This is a genomic window from Streptomyces cellostaticus (genome assembly GCF_001513965.1).
In the GTDB taxonomy this organism is placed as follows: Bacteria; Actinomycetota; Actinomycetes; order Streptomycetales; family Streptomycetaceae; genus Streptomyces; species Streptomyces cellostaticus.
In genome coordinates, this window is sequence record NZ_KQ948017.1 from 450539 (window position 1) to 469638 (window position 19100).

The window sequence follows — 19100 nt, forward strand, 5'->3', positions numbered from 1 at the left end:
CAGGCATCCAGGAGCTGAACCCACGTGACCGACAACCCGGCAGCCACCAATGACGTGGCCGTGTCGCTGCGCGCCCGCATCAACACCGGCCAGCCGCACACGGCCCGGATCTGGAACTACTGGCTCGGCGGCAAGGACAACTACGAGGTCGACCGCGCGGCCGGCGACCAGATCCGCGCCCTGCACCCGGGTATCGGGGAGTACGCGCGTGCCGACCGGCTGTTCCTGGGCCGGGCCGTACGCCATCTGGTCGGCGAGGTCGGCATCCGGCAGTTCCTGGACATCGGCACCGGGCTGCCCACCGCCGACAACACGCACGAGGTCGCCCAGAGCATCGCTCCGGACGCCCGGATCGTGTACGTCGACAACGACCCGCTCGTCCTCGCGCACGCGCGCGCCCTGCTCACCAGCACACCCGATGGCCGTACCGACTACCTGGACGAGGACCTGCGCAATGTCGACGCCATCCTCGAACACGCGGCGAAGACACTGGACTTCAGCGAGCCGGTGGCACTGATGCTGCTCGGCGTGGTCATCTTCATCGGCGACGACGAGGACCCGTACGGCCTGGTACGGCGGTTGACGGACCGGTTGCCGTCCGGCAGTCACCTGGTGCTGTCGCACACCGTCACCAGCCCGTCGATGCCGGACGTGGACGAGGCGGTCAAGTTCTGGAACGAGCACGGCACTCCGAAGCTGACCCAGCGCACGCCCGAGGACGTGGCCCGGTTCTTCGACGGTCTGGAGCTGCTGGAGCCGGGCGTGCTGTCCTGCTCGCGCTGGCGTCCGGAGGACGCCCATGGGGCCGAGCCGGAGGAGGTCGCCATGTTCGGCGGGGTGGCGCGCAAGAGCTGACGGCACGCATACGCCGAGAAGATCACCGCCGTCGGTGAACGCGGCCGGTCCGGGCCACGTACTCACGGGCGGGCGCTCGACGACCGGAGGGCCCCGCGGTGCCGGCGGCGGCATCGTGCGTTCGGGTTCGGGAGCCACGCATGAGGCACGCACGACGACGCGTCGTGAGGCAAGTGACACGGCTGGCGGCGGTCGGCGGACTCCTTCTGGGAGGTGCGATGGTCGCCCAGGCGGCCATGGCGAGCGAGCCTCCCGCGGCGTCCGCCAAGCCGCTCAGTACGGCCGGGACGACCGGTGACCCCGGGGCGGCGCTGGTGGCGAAGCTCGGCACGGCACGGACGGCGGGCAGCTGGATCGGCAGCGACGGACGGCCGGTCGTGGCGGTGACCGACTCCGGGGCGGCCGAGGCCGTGCGGCGGGCGGGGGCCGAGGCGAAGGTCGTGCCGCACAGCATGAACGAACTCAAGTCGGCCACCACCGCGCTGCGTTCGGCACCCCGCGTGGCGGGCACCGCTTGGGCGGTGGACTACCGGACCAACCAGGTCGTGGTGCAGGCCGACCCCACGGTGTCGGCCGCCGACTGGTCGCGGATGAGCCAAGTCGCCACGCGGATCGGCGGTTTCGTGCACATGGAACGCACGAAGGGCACCTTCACCACACGGCTGAACGGGGCGCAGCCGATCCTGTCGACGGGCGGCCGCTGCTCTGCGGGCTACAACGTCACCAACGGGCAGAGCGACTTCATCCTCACCGCCGGCCACTGCGGGCCCGCCGGCTCCATCTGGTTCGCCGACAACCAGGGCAACCAGCAGCTGGGCAAGACGGTCAGCAGCACCTTCCCCGGCAACGACTTCTCGCTCGTCCAGTACAACTCGGGCAAGGCCGGTGACGGTGCCGGCGTGGTCGCGATCGGCGGCGGCAAGGGCGTGCGGATCACCGGGGTGGCCGATCCGACGGTGGGACAGCGGGTGTTCCGCAGCGGCAGCACCAGCGGACTGCACGACGGCCAGGTCACCGCGCTCAACGCGACCGTGAACTATCCCGAGGGCACGGTGACCGGACTCGTCCAGACCAACGTGTGCGCCGAACCGGGCGACAGCGGCGGCCCGCTGTTCTCCGAGGGCATCGCGCTGGGCGTCACCTCGGGCGGCAGCGGCGACTGCACCACGGGCGGGACGACGTTCTTCCAGCCGGTGACCAAGGCGATGGCGGCGCTGAACGTCCGGCTCATCGTGTCGGCGCAGAACGCCGGCGGCCAGGGCGCGTCGCCGTCCTCGGCGCCGTCCGTCTCGGCCACGCAGGGCGCCGTCGCGCCGAGCGCGGCCTCGCCCGGCTCTCAGGCGCCCGTGACGGGCGCCGCACAGGGCCAGACGCTGCTGGCACGGCTGACGGACACCCGGAACATCGGTCCCGGGCTGCTGGTCATCGCGGGCAGTCTGATCGCGCTCGTCGCGACCCGGTACTTCCGGGCCGAGCAGGACCGCAAGGCGTACCAGCGGTACTACTCGGCAACGTGGGGCTGACGAGACGGCGGCAGGGGGCTTCGGAGGCCCTCAGGTCTGTGGAGGTGCTGCGAGAAGGGCACCCGTGCGCTCACGGGTGCCCTTGAAGGTACGGCGGGTGCCGCCGGCCGGTTCAGGCCGCCTGGTGCGACTGCGGGGCCGCTGCGGCCCACTCCATCACGAGGCGCTGGTACTGCGCGCGCTGCTCGGTGGTCAGTGTCCCGCCCGACCGGCGCCACAGGGCCCTGATCTCCTCGTTGACCTCCGCGGCCGATCGCTCGAAGGCGGCTTCAACAGTGGTGGACATGCTGTGAAGCATATGCCGATCGGCGTGAAGGCGCTGTGAGTAAGCACACGCGATACGGACATTTCGGACCGTGTTACTCATCACGTCAATGTGTCAAACGGCAGCGGGAGTTCACGCCCGCGCCGCGCCCAGCACGAGGACCTGGATGGCCAACACCGCTGCGCCGCGTGCCCAGTCGTGGAAGTCGGAGACCTTGGTCTCCAGGCTCACGGGCGCGGCCAGCGGGTGCCGCCGGCCACGGATGGCCTCCCGCACCGTGTCCCCCGCCACATCCATGAGACCGACGCCTTCCCCGGCGAGCAGGATCTTCTGCGGCATCGCGAAGTTGGCGATCTGCGCGACCAGGGTGCCGAGGGCCCGGGCGGCCTCGTCGATCACCCGGAAGGCCATCGGCTCGCCCGCGGCGGCTCCGGCGAGGATCTCCTCGTAGGTGACGTCCCGGCCGGTGGCGGCGCGGATCTGGTAGCGGATGCTGGGGATGGTGAGCAGGGACACAGCGCTGCCGCGCTCGCCGTCCGGGGTGAGCGGGCCGTGGGGGTCGATGATCCAGTGCCCCCCGAAGCCGCGGTTCTCCTCGGCACAGGACACCCGCTTGCCGCCGAGCACCAGCCCGTAACCGATGCCGGCACCGATGGTCAGGACGACGAAGCGGTCGAGGCCGCGTCCGGCGCCGAACCAGGTCTCCGCCTCGACCAGGGCGGCCACATCGTTCTCCACGACCACCGGAAGCCCGGTGCGCGCCTGGACCAGCTCGGCGAGCGGAACGTTCCGCCACTGCAGGAAGGGCGACTCGCCGACCACCGCCCGCTCGCGCACCAGTCCGCCCACGCCGATGCCGATGCCCGCGAGGGCGGGACGGCCTTCTGCCAGTTCGGCGGTCATCTCCGCGAGCAGGTCGGCGACGCGCGCGGGGTCGCGGCCGGGCAGCGGCCGGTCGAGGCGGGCGACGACGTCGCTGCGCAGGGTAGTGACGACGCCGTACACCGTATCGGCGGTGATCTTGAAGCCGAGGAAGGAGCGGGACTCGGCGACGACGTCGAGCGGCTGCGAGGGCCGGCCCTGGCGCCCCTCGGCCGGGGCCCCTGCTTCGGCCACCTCCACGAGCAGTCCGGACTCGATCAGCGGCTTGGTCAGCCGGGTGAGGCTGCCCTGCGAGAGGTCCAGCCGGCGGGCCAGCCCGGTGCGGGACAGCGGGCCGTGCACGAGGACTTCGATCGCCACGGAGCGCTCACCCGGGCTCAGCGGCAGCCAGCTGCTCATGAGAGCCGGCCCTCCGTTTCTTTCGAGAGTGAAGTAACCGGGTCACCTTACCGGGATCGGACCCGGCCCACGGAAATACCCGACGCCCTCTTGACGGTCCAATTCTTCTGAAGCAAAAGTAAACCGCATGACCTTCTCCCTCGGCATCATCGGCGCCGGACAGTTCTCCGGTCAGTTCGCCGCACTGTTCCAGGCCCACCCCGGCGTCCGTGACGTCTACGTCACCGATCTGCTGCCCGAGCGGGCCGAGCGGCTCGCCGCCGCCCAGGGGCTCGCGGGCACCTTCCCGTCGTACGAGGCCATGCTGGAGTCGAAGGCGGTCGACGCGGTCGCGGTCTTCACCCAGCGCTGGACGCACGGCCCGCTGGTCCTCAAGGGCCTGAACGCGGGCAAGCACGTGTACTCGGCGGTGCCGATGGCGATCACCACGGAAGAGATCGCCGCGATCATCGACGCGGTCCGGGCGACCGGGCTGACGTACATGATGGGCGAGACCAGCCAGTACAACCCGGCGACCGTGCACGCCCGCAACCGGATCGCCGAGGGTGCCTTCGGCCGGCTGTTCTACGCCGAGGGCGACTACGTCCACGACATGGATCTGGGCTTCTACGAGGCGTACCGGTACAGCGGCGGCGAGAACTGGAAGGCGACCGCCAGCTATCCCCCGCTGCTGTACCCGACGCACTCGGTGGGCGGGGTGCTGGGCGCCTGGCGGACGCACGCGGTCAGCGTCTCCGCGATCGGGGTCGTGGACGAGCGGGGCGACGGTGTCTTCGACAAGGACGTCAGCCGGTTCGACAACGACGTGTCCAACGCGACCGCGTTGTTCGAGGTGGCGGGTGGCGGCTCGTTCCGTACGAACGAGTTCCGGCGGGTCGGCTATCCCTCGCACATCCGCGAGTCCCGTTTCCGGTTCTTCGGCACCGAGGCCAGCATGGAGCAGCTGGCGACGGTGGCGCTGTGGCAGGACAAGAACGGCGTCAAGGACATCAGCGAGCTGCTGGAGCCCAAGCCGACCCTCTCCCCCGACGATCCGTCACTGCGGCACATCGCACCGGAGCTGCGGGCCGCCTTCACCTCCGGTTCGGCGCCGGTGCACGACCGGTCGCGGCTGCCGCGGGCGTTCGACGAGCTGCACAACGGGCACGAGGGCAGCCACCACTTCCTGGTGGACGACTTCGTGACCGCGGTCAACACGCGCACCCTGCCGTCGGTGAACGCATGGGTGGCCGCCCGCTACACCCTGCCGGGCATCGTCGCGCACGAGTCCGCGCGGCAGGGCGGGGTCCGGCTGGGCATCCCCGACTTCGGGGACGCGCCGGAGGACTGAGGCCGCTGAGCCGGGCGCCCGGGCCGGCTCAGGTGCCCGGCTTGCGGCCGTACACGAAGACGTCGTCGCCCGTCCTCAGCAGCGACCAGTACTTCTTGGCGTTCTTCGTGGTCATGTTGACGCAGCCGTGGGAGCCCGGCGGGTTCCACATACTGAGGTTCACCGAGTGGAAGGCCTGCCCGCCGTCGAAGAACTGGCTGTAGGGCATCGGCACGTTGTAGATGTCCGAGACGTGGTCGATGTCCCGCCAGTAGATCTTCTTCAGACCGGTGCGGGTCTCGTAGCCGTTACGGCCGGTGCGCACGGGGACGGGCCCATAGACGAGCTTCTTGCCGTCCTGGATCCAGCTCAGCTGGAGCGTGAGGTTCACGCAGGCGATACGGCCCTTGTTCACGGGGCACGTGCCGTCCTTGTTCGGGTTGTTCCCGACGGCCTTCTGCTTGTTCATCAGGTCCATCACGCCCCAGGTGACGGGGCCGGCGTAGCCGACGGCGGGCGTGATGCCGTGCCTGTTCTGGAAGGCCTGGATGGCCCGGCAGTCGGCGGAGGACTGCTTGCCGTCGACCGGCCGGCCGAGGAACTTCTCCACCTGCTTCTGGTACGGCCCCGCCTGTGCGGTGCAGCTCGCGGCCTGGGCCGGTGCCGCGGTGATGGCGAGGGTGAGCGGTGCCACCAGGCCGGTGACGCCGAGCGCGACGACACCTCGTCTGCGTATGTCCCCCATGTCGACCTCTTCCCCTTTGCCCCTTGTTTCCCAGGGCCTCCCCCGGGTGGTCTCCCTCGCGATTCCCGCGCTGTCCGCCTACTAGACCTGTCTGCGGGGCCGACGGTTGTGGTTCCGGTCAGGCTGTGACGAAACGGTGAACTTCGTCGCCGTGCAGCCGGCCGGCGGGGAGCCTGCGGCCGTAGGCGACCAGCAGCAGGTCCTGGGCCGGGCCGTGCAGCGGGGCGCCGGTGCCGAAGGACCAGTCGAGGTCGTCGGCGCACAGCCGGACGCCCGTGAGGTCGGTGCCGAAAAGGCGGAAAGCGCGCGGGTCGATCGCACCGAGGACGATCCGCAGCCGGTCCTCGGGGACCCTCCGGTCCAGGCCGAGGGCGACCGTGACGTCCAGGCCGTGGACGACGTCGTGGCCGAGCGCGGCCGCGAGACCGCCGACCGGGGGCTTCCAGGGGTGGTGGGCATGGGTGCGCAGGAAGGCGGCGAGTTCGGGGTCCGGGTAGGCGGCCGCGTCCCGGCGGGCGAGCCGGTCGGTCATGCGGTTCAGGCTGCCGCGCGCCTTCACCAGCTCCCTGAGCACCTTCGCGGTCGGGTACCGGAACCCCATCGACATGTGCGCCACCACCTCCCGCACCCGCCAGCCCACGCACAGGCTGGGCGCCTCCCACTGCCCGGGCGTCAGCGCGCCGAACAGGTCGGCCAGCTCCCGGCGTTCGGCGGCAATGGCTGCGGCGGTGACGGTGTCTGCTGCTTTCCCCATGGTTCAAGGGTCTTGACGCGGCGCCGATAAGTCCAAGAGCTGGTCTGTCTCGGAACTATCATGATCAGTTATGGAGTTGAGGCAGCTGCGGTATTTCGTGACGGTCGTCGAGGAGGCCGGCTTCACCCGGGCCGCCGAGCGGCTGCATCTGGCACAGCCCGGGCTGAGCGCGCAGATACGGCAGCTGGAGCGGGAGCTGGGGCAGCCGCTGCTGGACCGTACGGGCCGTACGGTGCGGCCGACGGAGGTGGGTGAGGCGGTGCTGCCGTTCGCGCGGGCCGCGCTCGCCGCCGTCGACGGGGTGCGGCAGACGGTGGAGGAGTTCACGGGTCTGCTGCGCGGCCGGGTCGCTGTCGGGCTCGTCCCCGGCACCCTCGCGCACCCCTTCGACCTGGCCGGGATGCTGGCCGACTTCCACGACGCGCACCCGCAGGTGGAGGTCACGCTCACCGAGGACACCTCGGACCGGATGCTGGCCGCGCTGCGCGGCGGGGAGCTGGACCTCGCGGTGATCGGTGTCGCACAGCAGGAGCCGCCGCCGGGCGTGGGACTGCAGGTCGTCGTCGACGAGCCGCTGGTCGCGGCGGCCGTCCCGGCCCATCCGCTGGTGGCCGGGCACGACGGCGCCACGGCCGTCCCGCCGGCCGCCCTGCGCGGACACCGCCTGCTCAGCCTGCCGCGCGGGACCGGGCTGCGCACCGTACTGGACCGGCTGTGCGCCGAAGCCGGTTTCCGGCCCCACATCGCCTTCGAGGCGGCCGCCCCGGACGCACTGGCCCGCCTGGCGGCCCGCGGCCTGGGCGTCGCCGTGCTGCCGCGCCCCCGCACGGCACCCGGCCTGCGCACGCTGCGGATCGCCGACCCCCGGGCACGCGGCCGCGTGGCCCTCGCCTGGCGCACGGACGGTCCCATGAGCCCTGCCGCGCGGGAGCTGCTCGGGCGCCTGCGCAAGGGCATGACGGGGGCGGGGCTAGGCACACTCCCGTAGCAGTCCCACCACCCGCGTCAGCGTTTCCTCCGTCGCTGTGAACGGCAGGCGCAGGTGGCGGGTGAGGGTGGTCCGGTCGGTGGCGAAGTGCGGGCCGGGGGTGATCGCGAGTCCGTGCGCGGCGGCCCGGGCCGCGAGGTCGGTGGCGCTCGTACCCTCGCCCAGGCGTAGCCACAGGGTCAGCCCGCCGTCCGGGACGGTGTACGTCCACCCGGTCGACGCGAGCTGGGCGGCGAGATGGTCGCGCTGGGCGCGCAGCCGGTCGCGGCGGTCGGCGAGGATGTCCGGGAGCGGTGCGCCGAGGAGGTCGGCGGCGATGAGCTGTTCCAGCGGGGGCGGGGACAGCTGGGCCTGGAGCGGGCTCAGCCGCAGCTGTCGTACGAGGTCCGCACTCGCTCTGATCCAGCCGACCCTGAGGCCGCTCCACAGGGTCTTGCTCGCCGAGCCGATCTGGATGACCCGCGCACCGGCGAGGTGGGGTTCGGTGCCGGGCGGTGTCCTCAGGTCCAGGTCGCGCATCGTCTCGTCGGCGAGGACGGTCAGCCCGTACCGGTCGGCGAGGGAGGCGATCGTACGGCGGGTGGCGGCGTCCATGTGGGCGCCGGTCGGGTTGTGGAAGTCGGGGACGAGGTAGGCGAGCCGGGGGTTGTGGCGGCGTACGGCGTGGGTGAGGCGTTCGGTGTCCCAGCCATCGGCTGCCGTCACGGGGACGGGCAGCAGGCGGGTGCGGCGGGCGTGCAGGACGGCGAGCGCGCCGGGGTAGGTGGGGTTCTCCACGACGACGGGGGCGCGGCGGTCGGTGTGGAGGTGGTCCAGGAGCAGGGTGAGGGCGGCCTGGGCGCCGGAGGTGACGAGGATCTGCTCGGGGCGGGTGGCGAGGCCTTGGCCGGTGTACCGGTCGGCGAGCAGTTCGCGCAGGCGGGGCAGGCCCGCGCCGGTGACGCCGGAGTCGACCAGGAGGGCGGCACTGCGTTCGGCGGCGCGGGCGAGGGCGGCGAGGTAGGCCTCGTGGGGTGCGGTGGTGACGGCGAGGGTGAGGTCGAGGTCGGCGTCAAAGGCGCCGCCGCGGTCCTGGGACCACGGGGTGGTGCGCTCGGTGAGCCGGGCGGGCAGGCGGACGGCGCTGCCGCTGCCGTGCCGGGTGGCGAGCCAGCCGTCCTCGCGCAGCAGGGACAGGGCGGCGACGACCGTGCCGCGGCTGAGGTGCAGGGCGCGGGCGAGTTCCCGTTCGGAGGGCAGCCGGGTGCCGGCCGGGAGCCGGCCGTCCACGACCGCCTCGCGGACCGCCGTGGCCAGGGAGCGGGCGAGCGGGCCGGGCTGGGTGCGCCAGGCGCCGAGGGCGGCGACGAAACCTGTGTCCACTGGTCCAGTTTCCCTCAAGTGGACCAGCCGCAGGACTCTGCTGCGGACCTACGCTGCGGCTCATGCACCGCACACTCGCCGACGATCTCTCCCGGCTTCCCGAACTCCTGCAGTCCGCCCGTGACTTCGCCGCCCGTGAGGTGGCGGGCCTGGCCGAGCGGCCGGTCGCCGCACCCGGGCCGGCGCCCGGGCGTGCGCCTCTTCCCGGCGAGGGAGCGGGGGGCGCGGGCGCCCTCGCGCGGTTCGCCGAGCGGTGGGCGCCGGGCTTCTCCGGCTCGGCCGGGCCGCGCTACCTGGGCTTCGTCACCGGCGGCGCGACCCCCGCGTCGGTCGCCGGGGACTGGCTGACGTCCGCGTTCGACCAGAACCTCTCGGGGCCGGGCGGCTCGTGGGCTGCGGAGCTGGAGCGGGAGACCGTGGCGTGGCTGCGCGAGCTGTTCGGTCTCGGCGAGGCGCACAGCGGGGCGTTCGTGACCGGGGCGACCGCGTCCAACACGGTCGGTCTCGCGATCGCCCGCGAGTGGCTCGGCGAACGGCTCGGGGTGGACGTCTCGCGCGAGGGGGCCGCCGCGCTCGGCCCGGTCGACGTGCTCTCCGGCAGCCCACACTCCAGCGTGGCCAAGGCCATGTCGGTGCTGGGCATCGGCCGGGACCGGCTGCGGCAGGTGCCACTGCTGCCGGGCAACCGGGAGGCCGTGGACGTGGCCACGCTGGAGTCGGCACTGGCGGGTCTCGGCGGTCGGCCCGCGATCGTCGTCGCGAACGCGGGCACCGTGAACACCGTCGACTTCGACGATCTGCGGGCCATCGCCGCGCTGAAGGAACGCTACGACTTCTGGCTGCACGCCGACGCCGCGTTCGGCGGCTTCGCTGCCCTCTCCCCCGCCTACGCCGATCTGGTCGACGGGCTCGACGCGGCCGACTCGGTCTGCGTGGATCTGCACAAGTGGCTCAATGTGCCCTACGACGCGGCCGTCCAGTTCACCCGCCGCCGTGACCTCCAGGTGGCGGTGTTCCACAACGCGTCGCCGTATCTGGGCCTGCCCGCCGGGGAGCCCGACTTCCTGCATCTGACCCCGGAGAACTCCCGGCGGCTGCGCGCCCTGCCGGCCTGGTTCTCGCTGGTGGCCTACGGCCGGGCCGGGCACCGCGAGATCGTCGAGCGGAACGTGGCGCTGGCCCGCAGCCTGGGTGAGGGCATCGACGCCCTGCCGGGCCTGCGTCTGCTGGCCCCGGTCCGGCTCAACGTCGTCTGCTTCACACTCGCCGAGGATGCCTCGCCGGAGCGGGTGGACGCGCTGGCGCAGGCGGTCGCCGCCTCCGGGGAGGCGTACCTGACGCCGACGGTGTACGACGGAGTGCCCGCGCTGCGGGCCGCGTTCAGCAACTGGCGTACGACCGAGGCCGATACGCGGCGGGTCCTGGACGTGCTGGCGGCGGTCTCGGGCTGAGGCTCACGGCGGGCGCGATGGCGGCGGGTTCGCCGACCCGGCGAGCGGGCAGAGGGCGCGGGCGGCGCCGAGTCCGTCGTCGCGCCCCTCCCAGGCCGAGGTGCGGACCGTAACCGGCGCCGCGGGGTTCACCCGACTCCGCCGACCCGGCCGCGCGCGCCGTCCGCGGCCGCGTGGCCGCCGGGCAGGGCGCCAACGCCACCAGCCGGCGGGCAGGTTGGCGCGCGCCCGCAGCCAGCGGCTCGGGGATCCCCTCGGCGGCGGCGTGCCGACGTCGGCCCCTCGTCCGGCTCGTCCTCGAAGAGCGGCACGCCCGGGGCGCAGTGGGCGGCGCAGTTCACCGACACGTCGAGCGAGCCGAAGGCGGCGACGCGTGGGCCACGGCCGGATCGACGGACGCTCGCTCCCCGACGCCGCACGCGAACGCCTCGGCGGCCGGGCCGAGTGGGCGCGATGCGGCCGTGGTCCGCTCCGCCTCGGTCCCGGCCCGGTCGGCCGGCGGGCCGCACCTGTGACGAGAACTCCGTGTCCTGCAAAGCGTTTGAGATCAGCGGTATCCGGTCACGTCCGCCGGCTTGCCCGCGTCCTGCACCTCGACCAGGTAGCGCCAGGCGTCGGGGCGGCTGCCGTCGAGGTCGGTGAAGCCGTAGACCTGGGCGAGGCCGCCGCTGGAGAGGGACTGTCCGTTGTGGCGGGCCACGTCGGGGTCGGCGGCGAGCGCGGCGACGGCGCGGCCGACGTAGCGCGGGGTCTCGGAGATGGCGAAGTGCGGGACGCGGTCGAGGGCGTCGCGCCAGTTGTCCTCGCGTACGCCGAAGGTGTCGAGCATGATCTCCGAGCGCAGCCAGCCGGGGGTGAGCGCGAGGGCGGTGGCGCCGCGCGGGCCGAGTTCGTGGCCGAGCGCGAAGGCCATGCGCAGTACGGAGGCCTTGGCGAGGTCGTAGAAGAAGTTCACGCGGTAGGTGTCGCGGTTGTAGGCGGCGGTGCCGTCGGTGACCTCCACGACCAGGCCGCCGGGCCGGCGCAGCAGGAGCGGGAGCGCGAAGTGGCTGGTGACGGCGTGCGTCTCGACGGCGAGCCGGAGCAGCCTCAGCCCGTTGTCGAGATCGTGCTCCCACACCGGCGTGTCCCACTCGAAGAGTTTCTCGCCGCCCCAGATGTCGTTGACGAGGACGTCCAGGCGGCCCTGCTCGTCAGCGATACGGTCCACGAGGGCCCGTACGGCGGTTTTGTCCAGGTGATCGAGGGGGACGGCGATGCCGTGTCCGCCGGCCGCCGAGACGAGGTCGGCGGTGTCCTCGATGGTCTCGGGGCGGTCGTACTCGGAGCGGTGGGCGCGGGTGCTGCGTCCGGTGACGTAGACGGTGGCGCCGGCCGCGCCGAGCTCCACGGCGATGCCCCGTCCCGCGCCCCGGGTCGCCCCGGCGACCAGCGCCACCTTGCCCTGCAGCGCCTTTGGCATGTCCGGCCTCCTGTACCCCTACGACGGCTGTCGCGGTCCAGGGTGACGGGAAAGCCGGACATCTTCTGTCTCCTTTACCGGCGCAGCCTGTCGTCGAGCTCCTCCTCGGCCGCGAGGAACCAGAGCTGGCGGCCCTGGTTGGACTCGTACACGAAGTCCCGCAGGGCATCGCTGGCCTCGACCTGGGCCGAGATGTCGCCGACGACGGCGAGCCGCAACCGGTAGTTCACGAACTTCTGGACGACGGCGCCCGCGACACCGGACCGCAGCCGGAAGAACTCGTCCGCGATCCGCTCGACGGGAACCACGACCAGGTGTGCGTCCTGTCCGAGGGCGTCGCCGATCAGGTCCAGCGCGGCGCTCTCGCCGTCCAGGGGCGGGCCGTCGGGGGCGCAGCGCAGGACACGTACGGCTTGGAGGGTCACGAGCGTGTTCGTGGTCATGATCGTGATCCTAGGGGCGGGCCGGGGTTCAGTGGCCGCGTTTGAGCCATTCCTCCAGGTGGGGGGCCTCGGCGCCGATGGTGGTGGCGTCGCCGTGTCCGGTGAGGACCTTGGTTTCCGGAGGGAGGGTGAGCAGCCGGTCGCGGATGGAGTCGATGATCGTCGGGAAGTGGGAGTACGAGCGTCCCGTGGCGCCGGGGCCGCCCTTGAAGAGGGTGTCGCCGGTGAAGACGACGCCGAGGCCGGGGTCGTGCAGGCAGACCGCGCCGAGGGCGTGGCCCGGGGTGTGCAGGACGGTCAGGTCGGCGCCGGCGGTCTCCAGGACCTGGCCGTCGGCCAGATGGCGGTCGGGCTCGCGGTCCGGGTGGGTCAGCTTCCACAGCGGCAGGTCGTCGGGGTGCAGCCAGATCGTGGCGCCGGTCAGGTCCGCGAGGGCGGGGGCGGCGTCGATGTGGTCGTTGTGGGCGTGGGTGCACACGATGGCGGTCAGCCGGCGGTCGGCCACCGCCTCGACGATGGCCTCGGCGTCGTGGGCGGCGTCGATGACGATCACTTCGCGTTCGTCGCCGACGATCCACACGTTGTTCTCGACGTCCCAGGTGCCGCCGTCGAGGGTGAACTGTCCGGAGGTGACGAGGCGTTCGATGCGCGTGGTCATCACAGCACCACCACCGAGCGCAGCACGTCGCCGTGGTGCATCCGCTCGAACGCCTTCTCCACCTCGTCCAGTTGGATGGTCTCGGTGACGAAGGCATCCAGCGGCAGGCGGCCTTGGAGGTGCAGGTCGATCAGCATGGGGAAGTCACGGGAGGGCAGGCAGTCGCCGTACCAGCTGGACTTGAGGGCCCCGCCACGGCCGAAGACGTCCAGCAGGGGCAGTTCGAGCTTCATCTCGGGCGTGGGGACGCCGACGAGGACGACGGTGCCGGCCAGGTCGCGGGCGTAGAAGGCCTGCTTGTACGTCTCGGGGCGGCCGACCGCCTCGATCACGACGTCGGCGCCGAAGCCGCCGGTCAGCTCGCGGATCGCCTCGACCGGGTCGGCCTCCTTGGAGTTGACGGTGTGGGTGGCGCCGAGCGTGCGGGCCGTGTCCAGCTTGCGGTCGTCGATGTCCACGGCGATGACCTTCGCCGCGCCGGCGAGGTTCGATCCGGCGATGGCCGCGTCGCCGACACCGCCGCAGCCGATGACGGCGACGGAGTCACCGCGGCCGACGCCTCCTGTGTTGATGGCGGCGCCGATGCCGGCCATCACGCCACAGCCGAGCAGGCCCGCCACGGCCGGGGAGACGGCCGGGTCGACCTTGGTGCACTGCCCGGCCGCGACCAGCGTCTTCTCGGCGAAGGCGCCGATACCGAGGGCCGGGGAGAGTTCCTGGCCGGTGGCGGCGAGGGTCATCTTCTGCTTCGCATTGTGGGTGTTGAAGCAGTACCAGGGCCGGCCGCGCAGGCATGCCCGGCAACTGCCGCATACGGCACGCCAGTTGAGGATCACGAAGTCCCCGGGCGCCACGTCGGTGACGCCCGCGCCGACCGACTCCACGACGCCGGAGGCCTCGTGGCCGAGCAGGAAGGGGAACTCGTCCGAGATTCCACCCTGTTTGTAGTGCAGATCGGTGTGACAGACACCGCAGGCCTGGATCCGTACGACGGCTTCGCCGGGCCCCGGGTCCGGAACCACGATCGTCTCGACCCGTACGGGTTCGTCCTTACCCGGTGCGATCACGCCGCGGACTTCCTGCGCCATGGCCTGGCCCCTTTTCTTCGATGTGCCTTCGGAGTCGACCCTACGCGCGACCGATCGGTAGCGGCACGGAGCACGGCGGTGATCGTGGATCTTTCCGGCCGACGGCGCGCCTGCGGCCGTCGCAACGCCGGAAGACAGCGGTGAGGGCCGTCCCGGCGGGGACGGCCCTCGGGTTCCGCGGGCGGATCAGGCCTCGACGGCGGGCAGGAGACCGGTCACGGGTGCGGCGTGGCCGGTGAGCTGGTTCGTTCCGTTCAGCCGGTCCAGCTCGTTGAGCTGGTCCAGCGCGCGCGACTGCAACGCGACCCGCGGGACCCGGGACTTGCCCTGCGCGGGGATGTCGCTGACGGTGTGCGGGGCCGGCTTGACCATCGGGTTGATCTGCCCGGTGTGCGGTGTGTGCGCCCCGGCCGCGTTCGCCAGTGGTGCGGCGAGACCCGTGACCCCGACGGCCAGGCCGACGGCGGTGACGATACGTCGTGTTGAGATCATGCCCTCAGCAACGGTGCCGGACGCCGATCGGACACGGGCGCCGGGCGGCACTCACTCGTCAGGCGGAGCGGGCCCGGCTGCGCTTGCCGTGCCCGCCGGGGCGGAGGAGTCTCGAAGGTGGGGCCCGTTCGGTCCGCTCCCCGCCGGGCCGCGGGCGCCCGCAGGAGGTCACACCATGGGCACCGCGACAGCCTTCGACACCGAGACACTGCGCCGGGGCATAGAAGGAAGCACCGGAGACACCCTTCTGTCGCTCTACACGGATGACGCGGAGATCCGCATCATCGACCGCAACACCCAGCCGAGCCACCCCAAGGTCCTGCACGGCCGGGGCGAGATACGCGAGATGCTCGACGACGTCTACAGCCGCGACATGACGCACAAGCTGGACCAGTGCATCGTCCAGGGCGACCGCGCCGCATACAGCGAGTCCTGCCAGTACGCGGACGGCACTCGTGTGCTCGCGGAGTCGATGGTCACGCTGCGCGACGGCAAGATCGCCGAACAGATCCTGATCCAGGCATGGGACGAGTAGGAAGGAAGGTCGCGAGGGTCCAGGTCACCTCCCGGCTGACCTGGGCCTTCTCGGCCCGGGCGACGCTGGGCCGGGCCCGCGCCCGGCGGCCGGGACCCGTGTGCGCAGCGGGTCTGCAGGCGTCCCTCGCCCTTCTTCGGTCAGCGCTGCGAACAGCGCGCCCTCGCCCGCGTCCTCCGCTGCCGCATACGCCTCGAACGCGGCATGCCCGGCCTCGGTGAGCAGTGCGGGACCGGACTCGTACACGAAGTGGCCCTGGAGCGCGACTGGTTCGCCGGGACGGACACCGCGGCCGAGAAGGAGGTCCGGACGGCGACCGGTACACGGGCTCCTTCCGGCTCAGGCACACCTACGCCCGGCTGCTCCTCGTCGACGGCATCCTGTGCTCCGGCCGGCGGGCAAGGATCCCGAGGCGCTCCCGGCCCTCCTCGACCGGGCGCGCGAACTGCACGAGGAGGCCGCGGGCCAGGGGCGCCGGGGCTGGGCGGTGATGTACCGGGGACTGGTCACCGACGACCACTTCGCCGACCGGGCGGCCGCCGCCCCACACTACGCAGCAGCACTGCGCGCCGGGGAGGGCGACGCCGACGGTCTGCCGGCCCGCGAGGCCCTGCGGCACCTCGGCGGCCACGGTCGCGATGCGGGCGACCACGAGCGGGCCCGGGAGCGCCGGGGCGGCGGGCACGCTCTCCCAGCAACTGCCGGGCGTGCCGGCCCGGGCGCCGGCGGCGGGCATCGTCCGCCGGCCCGGGGCCCTCGGCGCGGACCGGCTGGGTGCCCGGGCGGCCGCCTTCCTCGCCGGGACGCGGCCTGAGCAGGGACCGCGCCCTCGGTTAGGCTGTACGCGGGCCGTGACTGGCGCTGAGGTGGAGTACCACCGGGGAGCGGTCCGTGGTCGATGCCGCGCGCCTGGGCGATGAAGGTCAACCAGCTCAGGAGCGCACATGACACAGGCCCGGCTCATGGACGGCACCGCACTCGCCCGCCGGATCGTCGAGGAGAGCGCGAAGCGGGCCGCCGATCTCACCGAACGGACGGGCAGCGCGCCTTGTCTGGCCACGGTACTGGTCGGCGAGGACCCGGCGTCCGTCACCTACGTCCGCATGAAGCAGAACCGCTGCCGCAAGGCCGGTATCGTCTCCCGTCACGTGGAGCTGCCCGCCGCCACGACCACCGCCGAACTCGTCGGCACCCTGCGGGAATTGTCGGCCGACCCGGCCGTCAACGGCATCCTCCTCCAGCACCCGGTCGGCGATCACATCGACGAGCGGGCCGCGTTCGAGGCGATCGCGCCGGAGAAGGACGTCGACGGCGTCACCTTCGCCTCCTTCGCCACGATGAGCTTCGGCCTGCCGGGGTTCGTGTCCTGCACGCCCGGCGGCATCCTCCGGCTGCTCGACGCGTACGACGTCGACCCGGCCGGGAAGCGGGCCGTGGTGGTCGGCCGTAGCGCGATCCTCGGCAAGCCGGTGGGCATGCTGCTTCTCGCCCGGGACGCGACCGTGACGTACTGCCACTCCCGCACCCAGGACCTGTCCGCCGCGGTCCGGGAGGCCGACATCGTCGTCGCCGCCGTCGGGCGGCCGCGGCTGATCCGGGGACAGGACATCAAGCCGGGCGCGGTCGTCATCGACGCGGGCTACAACCCCGGAAACATCGGCGACGTCGACTTCGACTCGGCCGTGGCGCGGGCCTCGCTGATCACGCCGGTGCCGGGCGGCGTCGGCCCGATGACGATCGCCACGCTGCTGGAGCAGACGGTGACCGCCGCCGCCCGACAACTGGGGGTGTGATCAGCGCATCCAGGCGCTGTACTCCATGACGTCCCCGGCCTTGACCCCGTACTCCGGCTCATCCTGGGTGAAGGTGGTCTCCAGGCCGAGGACGGCGCCGGTGCGGGGGTCGAGGATCAGCATGCGCCGGCCGCCCTCACCCCCGTACACGTACGCCTGTCCCGGGCGCCCGAGGCGGTCCGTCACCTGTCCCACGGGCCGCAGCCCCTCGGCGTCCGCCAGGAGGCGCACCAGCGCGGCCGACTCGCGGGCACCGAGGGTCCAGTGGTCCAGCAACTCCTTGACACCGTCGAGGAGTTCGGGAGTGCGCAGGGAGTCGGTGCGGACGGTCTCGGCGAGGTAGGCGCGCAGGGCGGCGGCATCGTGCGGGGGGCGTGCCTCGGGTGGGGCGTCGCTCCAGCTCGGCGGATACGTGGTCCGGCTCAGGACGTGGCCGTCCGCCACCACGCGCGGGTCGCCGCCCTCGTCGGTGAGGACCGGGCGGCCAGGACGGCGCGGATCGGTCGCCACGACCAGCTCGGTGTGGCTGTCGTCCGCCCGCCAGCGCACCACACGTTCCTCGGGGAGGGTCACGGGCGGCTTGCCGTCGCTCATGCTGAGGCTCCACGACTGCACGTGCGTGCCCCTGCGCAGGCTCGGTGAGCCGTCCTGCGCGGCCGCCGTGGCCAGGGCGGCCAGCTCCGTCAGGGGTACGGGCGTGGAGTGGGCCCGGACGGTCAGCGGGCGCGGCGCGGCGAGGGCCGGCGGGGTGCCCGGCCCGCCGAGCAGCACGGTGAGGGCGGTCACCAGGACGACGGCGGTGGCGGCAAGGCCCCAGAGCATCCGGGCGCGTGGGGCACGACCGTGCAGGGGTGGGAGAAACCGGGCACGGCGTCGTGGGCGCTCCTCGTGCAGCAGCCGTTCGAGCTGCCGCTCGGCACGGTGGTCCAGCGGCCCGTCGCCGAAGTGGGGGCCGTCGGCCGGCACCGGGTTGGCGCGGCGCAGGAGTTCGAGTTCGTCAGCCATGTCGGTGGTCCTTGCGCAGGGTCGCGTCGGCGGAGGCGGGCAGGGCTGCCACAGCGGGACGCATCCGGTCGATCTCGGCCCGCAGGCGGCGCCGCGCCCGGTGCAGGCGCATCACCGCGGCCCGTCTGCCGCAGCCCAGGGCGACCGCGATCTCCTCGGCACCCAGTTCCTCCCACACCGTCAGGCGCAGCACCTCCTGGTCCACAGGGGACAGCCGGGCCAGCGCGTCGTGCACCCAGGCGCCGGGGGCCTCCGCGTCGGGGCTGTCCACGATGTGCCGACCGTGCGCGGCCTCGTCGTTGCCCATCCGGTCCACCAGTCGGCGCCGGCGTCCGTAGCCGCGTACCGCGTTCGCCAGGCAGTTGCGTGCCACGCCGTACAGCCACGGCAGCGGCGAGGCCTGCAGGTCGCCGCGGCGGCGCCAGGCCACCGTGAACACCTCCGCCACCACTTCCTCCACCTCGTCGGCCCGCCCCTGAAGTCGCCGGGCGACATAACGGCTGACCGCCCAGTAGTGCTCGCGATAGGCAGCGGCGAAGATCTCGTCGTTGCTCATGTTCGGTTCGTGTCCGGCACCCCCCGGATCGTCACACCCTTCGTGCGTGATGCTCGTCGCGTCGTCCGAGTGTGACCGAGGGGCCGGGCGCGGACACAGGCGGGGCGTGAAGAGGATCAGAGACATCAGGGCCGTACGGTGGCTGACGACCACCGATCACAAGACCATCGGAACGCTCTATTTGGTCACCGCGTTCGCGTTCTTCCTGATCGGTGGCGTGATGGCGCTGCTGATGCGCGCCGAGCTGGCCCGGCCGGGCCTGCAGATCATGTCGAACGAGCAGTTCAACCAGGCGTTCACGATGCACGGCACGATCATGCTGCTGATGTTCGCGACGCCGCTGTTCGCCGGCTTCACGAACTGGATCATGCCGCTGCAGATCGGCGCGCCCGACGTGGCGTTCCCGCGGCTGAACATGTTCGCCTACTGGCTCTACCTGTTCGGCTCGACCATCGCGGTCGGCGGCTTCCTCACCCCGCAGGGCGCGGCCGACTTCGGCTGGTTCGCCTACTCCCCGCTGTCGGACGCGGTCCGG

At 72.4% G+C, this 19100-nt stretch carries 21 protein-coding genes and 1 riboswitch; of the genes, 8 read left to right on the top strand and 13 right to left on the bottom strand.

Features of this window, described 5'->3' with window-relative positions; genetic code table 11:
• The first annotated feature begins 24 nt into the window (after positions 1 to 24).
• On the top strand, positions 25 to 855 hold the full coding sequence (locus AQI88_RS09125) for an SAM-dependent methyltransferase (protein ID WP_066994740.1): 831 nt from the start codon (positions 25 to 27) through the stop codon (positions 853 to 855).
• A 140-nt stretch (positions 856 to 995) separates the two neighbouring features.
• The gene (locus AQI88_RS09130; protein ID WP_066994743.1) at positions 996 to 2378 is read left to right on the top strand and encodes a S1 family peptidase; all 1383 of its coding nucleotides are present in this window, start codon (positions 996 to 998) and stop codon (positions 2376 to 2378) included.
• A gap of 112 nt (positions 2379 to 2490) precedes the next feature.
• Here AQI88_RS09130 and AQI88_RS09135 read toward each other — a convergent pair whose 3' ends face one another.
• Both AQI88_RS09135 and AQI88_RS09140 read right to left on the bottom strand, forming a co-directional pair.
• A complete protein-coding gene (locus AQI88_RS09135; protein WP_066994746.1) occupies positions 2491 to 2676 on the bottom strand; it encodes a hypothetical protein in 186 nt (61 codons plus the stop codon).
• Positions 2677 to 2775: 99 nt separating this feature from the next.
• A complete protein-coding gene (locus AQI88_RS09140; protein WP_066994748.1) occupies positions 2776 to 3924 on the bottom strand; it encodes an ROK family transcriptional regulator in 1149 nt (382 codons plus the stop codon).
• 127 nt (positions 3925 to 4051) lie between these two features.
• Here AQI88_RS09140 and AQI88_RS09145 point away from each other — a divergent pair, with 127 nt between their 5' ends.
• Entirely contained in the window at positions 4052 to 5254 is a 1203-nt protein-coding gene (locus AQI88_RS09145) for a Gfo/Idh/MocA family protein (protein ID WP_066994751.1), read from the top strand.
• A 28-nt stretch (positions 5255 to 5282) separates the two neighbouring features.
• On the opposite strand, the gene AQI88_RS09150 is transcribed toward AQI88_RS09145, so the two are convergent.
• Positions 5283 to 5978, bottom strand: a complete 696-nt coding sequence (locus AQI88_RS09150; RefSeq protein ID WP_066994754.1) for a L,D-transpeptidase family protein — start codon at positions 5976 to 5978, stop codon at positions 5283 to 5285.
• 118 nt (positions 5979 to 6096) lie between these two features.
• Entirely contained in the window at positions 6097 to 6732 is a 636-nt protein-coding gene (locus tag AQI88_RS09155; protein WP_066994758.1) for a maleylpyruvate isomerase family mycothiol-dependent enzyme, read from the bottom strand.
• Between the two features lie 70 nt (positions 6733 to 6802).
• Between AQI88_RS09155 and AQI88_RS09160 the strand changes: the two genes are divergently transcribed.
• Positions 6803 to 7720, top strand: a complete 918-nt coding sequence (locus AQI88_RS09160) for a LysR family transcriptional regulator (RefSeq protein ID WP_066994761.1) — start codon at positions 6803 to 6805, stop codon at positions 7718 to 7720.
• Here AQI88_RS09160 and AQI88_RS09165 read toward each other — a convergent pair.
• The gene (locus AQI88_RS09165; protein WP_066994763.1) at positions 7703 to 9082 is read right to left on the bottom strand and encodes an aminotransferase-like domain-containing protein; all 1380 of its coding nucleotides are present in this window, start codon (positions 9080 to 9082) and stop codon (positions 7703 to 7705) included. The two genes, AQI88_RS09160 and AQI88_RS09165, sit on opposite strands and share 18 nt — an antisense overlap.
• Positions 9083 to 9144: 62 nt before the next feature.
• Between AQI88_RS09165 and AQI88_RS09170 the strand changes: the two genes are divergently transcribed.
• Positions 9145 to 10533, top strand: a complete 1389-nt coding sequence (locus tag AQI88_RS09170; RefSeq protein ID WP_066994766.1) for a pyridoxal phosphate-dependent decarboxylase family protein — start codon at positions 9145 to 9147, stop codon at positions 10531 to 10533.
• 547 nt (positions 10534 to 11080) lie between these two features.
• On the opposite strand, the gene AQI88_RS09175 is transcribed toward AQI88_RS09170, so the two are convergent.
• From AQI88_RS09175 to AQI88_RS09195, 5 genes are all read right to left on the bottom strand, one after another.
• Positions 11081 to 11995 (bottom strand): SDR family oxidoreductase, encoded by a 915-nt coding sequence (locus AQI88_RS09175; RefSeq protein WP_066994769.1) that lies wholly within the window; start codon positions 11993 to 11995, stop codon positions 11081 to 11083.
• 74 nt (positions 11996 to 12069) lie between these two features.
• The gene (locus AQI88_RS09180; protein ID WP_066994772.1) at positions 12070 to 12438 is read right to left on the bottom strand and encodes a DUF4180 domain-containing protein; all 369 of its coding nucleotides are present in this window, start codon (positions 12436 to 12438) and stop codon (positions 12070 to 12072) included.
• Positions 12439 to 12466: 28 nt separating this feature from the next.
• Positions 12467 to 13096: an MBL fold metallo-hydrolase gene (locus AQI88_RS09185; RefSeq protein ID WP_066994775.1), complete on the bottom strand. Its 630-nt coding sequence runs from the start codon at positions 13094 to 13096 to the stop codon at positions 12467 to 12469.
• Entirely contained in the window at positions 13096 to 14184 is a 1089-nt protein-coding gene (locus AQI88_RS09190; RefSeq protein WP_066994778.1) for an S-(hydroxymethyl)mycothiol dehydrogenase, read from the bottom strand. The genes AQI88_RS09185 and AQI88_RS09190 overlap by 1 nt, the downstream gene beginning before the upstream one ends.
• A 186-nt stretch (positions 14185 to 14370) precedes the next feature.
• On the bottom strand, positions 14371 to 14676 hold the full coding sequence (locus AQI88_RS09195; RefSeq protein WP_066994780.1) for a hypothetical protein: 306 nt from the start codon (positions 14674 to 14676) through the stop codon (positions 14371 to 14373).
• A gap of 175 nt (positions 14677 to 14851) precedes the next feature.
• Here AQI88_RS09195 and AQI88_RS09200 point away from each other — a divergent pair, with 175 nt between their 5' ends.
• Positions 14852 to 15211: a nuclear transport factor 2 family protein gene (locus AQI88_RS09200; protein WP_066994783.1), complete on the top strand. Its 360-nt coding sequence runs from the start codon at positions 14852 to 14854 to the stop codon at positions 15209 to 15211.
• Positions 15212 to 15560: 349 nt separating this feature from the next.
• Here the strand turns inward: AQI88_RS09200 and AQI88_RS09205 are convergent, their stop codons facing one another.
• The gene (locus AQI88_RS09205) at positions 15561 to 15947 is read right to left on the bottom strand and encodes a hypothetical protein (RefSeq protein ID WP_066994787.1); all 387 of its coding nucleotides are present in this window, start codon (positions 15945 to 15947) and stop codon (positions 15561 to 15563) included.
• A gap of 105 nt (positions 15948 to 16052) precedes the next feature.
• A riboswitch (ZMP/ZTP riboswitch) is annotated at positions 16053 to 16133 on the top strand.
• A gap of 22 nt (positions 16134 to 16155) precedes the next feature.
• On the opposite strand from AQI88_RS09205, the gene AQI88_RS09210 reads away from it, so the two are divergent.
• Positions 16156 to 17004: a bifunctional 5,10-methylenetetrahydrofolate dehydrogenase/5,10-methenyltetrahydrofolate cyclohydrolase gene (locus tag AQI88_RS09210; protein WP_066994789.1), complete on the top strand. Its 849-nt coding sequence runs from the start codon at positions 16156 to 16158 to the stop codon at positions 17002 to 17004.
• Here AQI88_RS09210 and AQI88_RS09215 read toward each other — a convergent pair whose 3' ends face one another.
• A complete protein-coding gene (locus tag AQI88_RS09215; protein WP_066994792.1) occupies positions 17005 to 18009 on the bottom strand; it encodes a CU044_5270 family protein in 1005 nt (334 codons plus the stop codon). It abuts the gene before it with no gap.
• Positions 18002 to 18565, bottom strand: coding sequence for an RNA polymerase sigma factor (locus AQI88_RS09220; protein WP_066994795.1), 564 nt, complete (start codon positions 18563 to 18565; stop codon positions 18002 to 18004). The genes AQI88_RS09215 and AQI88_RS09220 overlap by 8 nt, the downstream gene beginning before the upstream one ends.
• A 106-nt stretch (positions 18566 to 18671) precedes the next feature.
• Here AQI88_RS09220 and AQI88_RS09225 point away from each other — a divergent pair.
• On the top strand, positions 18672 to 19100 hold a 429-nt coding region (locus AQI88_RS09225; RefSeq protein ID WP_208615741.1), incomplete at its 3' end, for a cbb3-type cytochrome c oxidase subunit I.

Coding starts and splice junctions, on each gene's coding strand:
- AQI88_RS09185 (WP_066994775.1), bottom strand. CDS start 13,096: ATGACCACGCGCATCGAACGCCTCGTCACCTCCGGACAGTTCACCCTC.
- AQI88_RS09150 (WP_066994754.1), bottom strand. CDS start 5,978: ATGGGGGACATACGCAGACGAGGTGTCGTCGCGCTCGGCGTCACCGGC.
- AQI88_RS09220 (WP_066994795.1), bottom strand. CDS start 18,565: ATGAGCAACGACGAGATCTTCGCCGCTGCCTATCGCGAGCACTACTGG.
- AQI88_RS09215 (WP_066994792.1), bottom strand. CDS start 18,009: ATGGCTGACGAACTCGAACTCCTGCGCCGCGCCAACCCGGTGCCGGCC.
- AQI88_RS09130 (WP_066994743.1), top strand. CDS start 996: ATGAGGCACGCACGACGACGCGTCGTGAGGCAAGTGACACGGCTGGCG.
- AQI88_RS09145 (WP_066994751.1), top strand. CDS start 4,052: ATGACCTTCTCCCTCGGCATCATCGGCGCCGGACAGTTCTCCGGTCAG.
- AQI88_RS09200 (WP_066994783.1), top strand. CDS start 14,852: ATGGGCACCGCGACAGCCTTCGACACCGAGACACTGCGCCGGGGCATA.
- AQI88_RS09140 (WP_066994748.1), bottom strand. CDS start 3,924: ATGAGCAGCTGGCTGCCGCTGAGCCCGGGTGAGCGCTCCGTGGCGATC.
- AQI88_RS09180 (WP_066994772.1), bottom strand. CDS start 12,438: ATGACCACGAACACGCTCGTGACCCTCCAAGCCGTACGTGTCCTGCGC.
- AQI88_RS09210 (WP_066994789.1), top strand. CDS start 16,156: ATGACACAGGCCCGGCTCATGGACGGCACCGCACTCGCCCGCCGGATC.
- AQI88_RS09190 (WP_066994778.1), bottom strand. CDS start 14,184: ATGGCGCAGGAAGTCCGCGGCGTGATCGCACCGGGTAAGGACGAACCC.
- AQI88_RS09205 (WP_066994787.1), bottom strand. CDS start 15,947: ATGCCCGCCGCCGGCGCCCGGGCCGGCACGCCCGGCAGTTGCTGGGAG.
- AQI88_RS09155 (WP_066994758.1), bottom strand. CDS start 6,732: ATGGGGAAAGCAGCAGACACCGTCACCGCCGCAGCCATTGCCGCCGAA.
- AQI88_RS09160 (WP_066994761.1), top strand. CDS start 6,803: ATGGAGTTGAGGCAGCTGCGGTATTTCGTGACGGTCGTCGAGGAGGCC.
- AQI88_RS09195 (WP_066994780.1), bottom strand. CDS start 14,676: ATGATCTCAACACGACGTATCGTCACCGCCGTCGGCCTGGCCGTCGGG.
- AQI88_RS09170 (WP_066994766.1), top strand. CDS start 9,145: ATGCACCGCACACTCGCCGACGATCTCTCCCGGCTTCCCGAACTCCTG.
- AQI88_RS09175 (WP_066994769.1), bottom strand. CDS start 11,995: ATGCCAAAGGCGCTGCAGGGCAAGGTGGCGCTGGTCGCCGGGGCGACC.
- AQI88_RS09135 (WP_066994746.1), bottom strand. CDS start 2,676: ATGCTTCACAGCATGTCCACCACTGTTGAAGCCGCCTTCGAGCGATCG.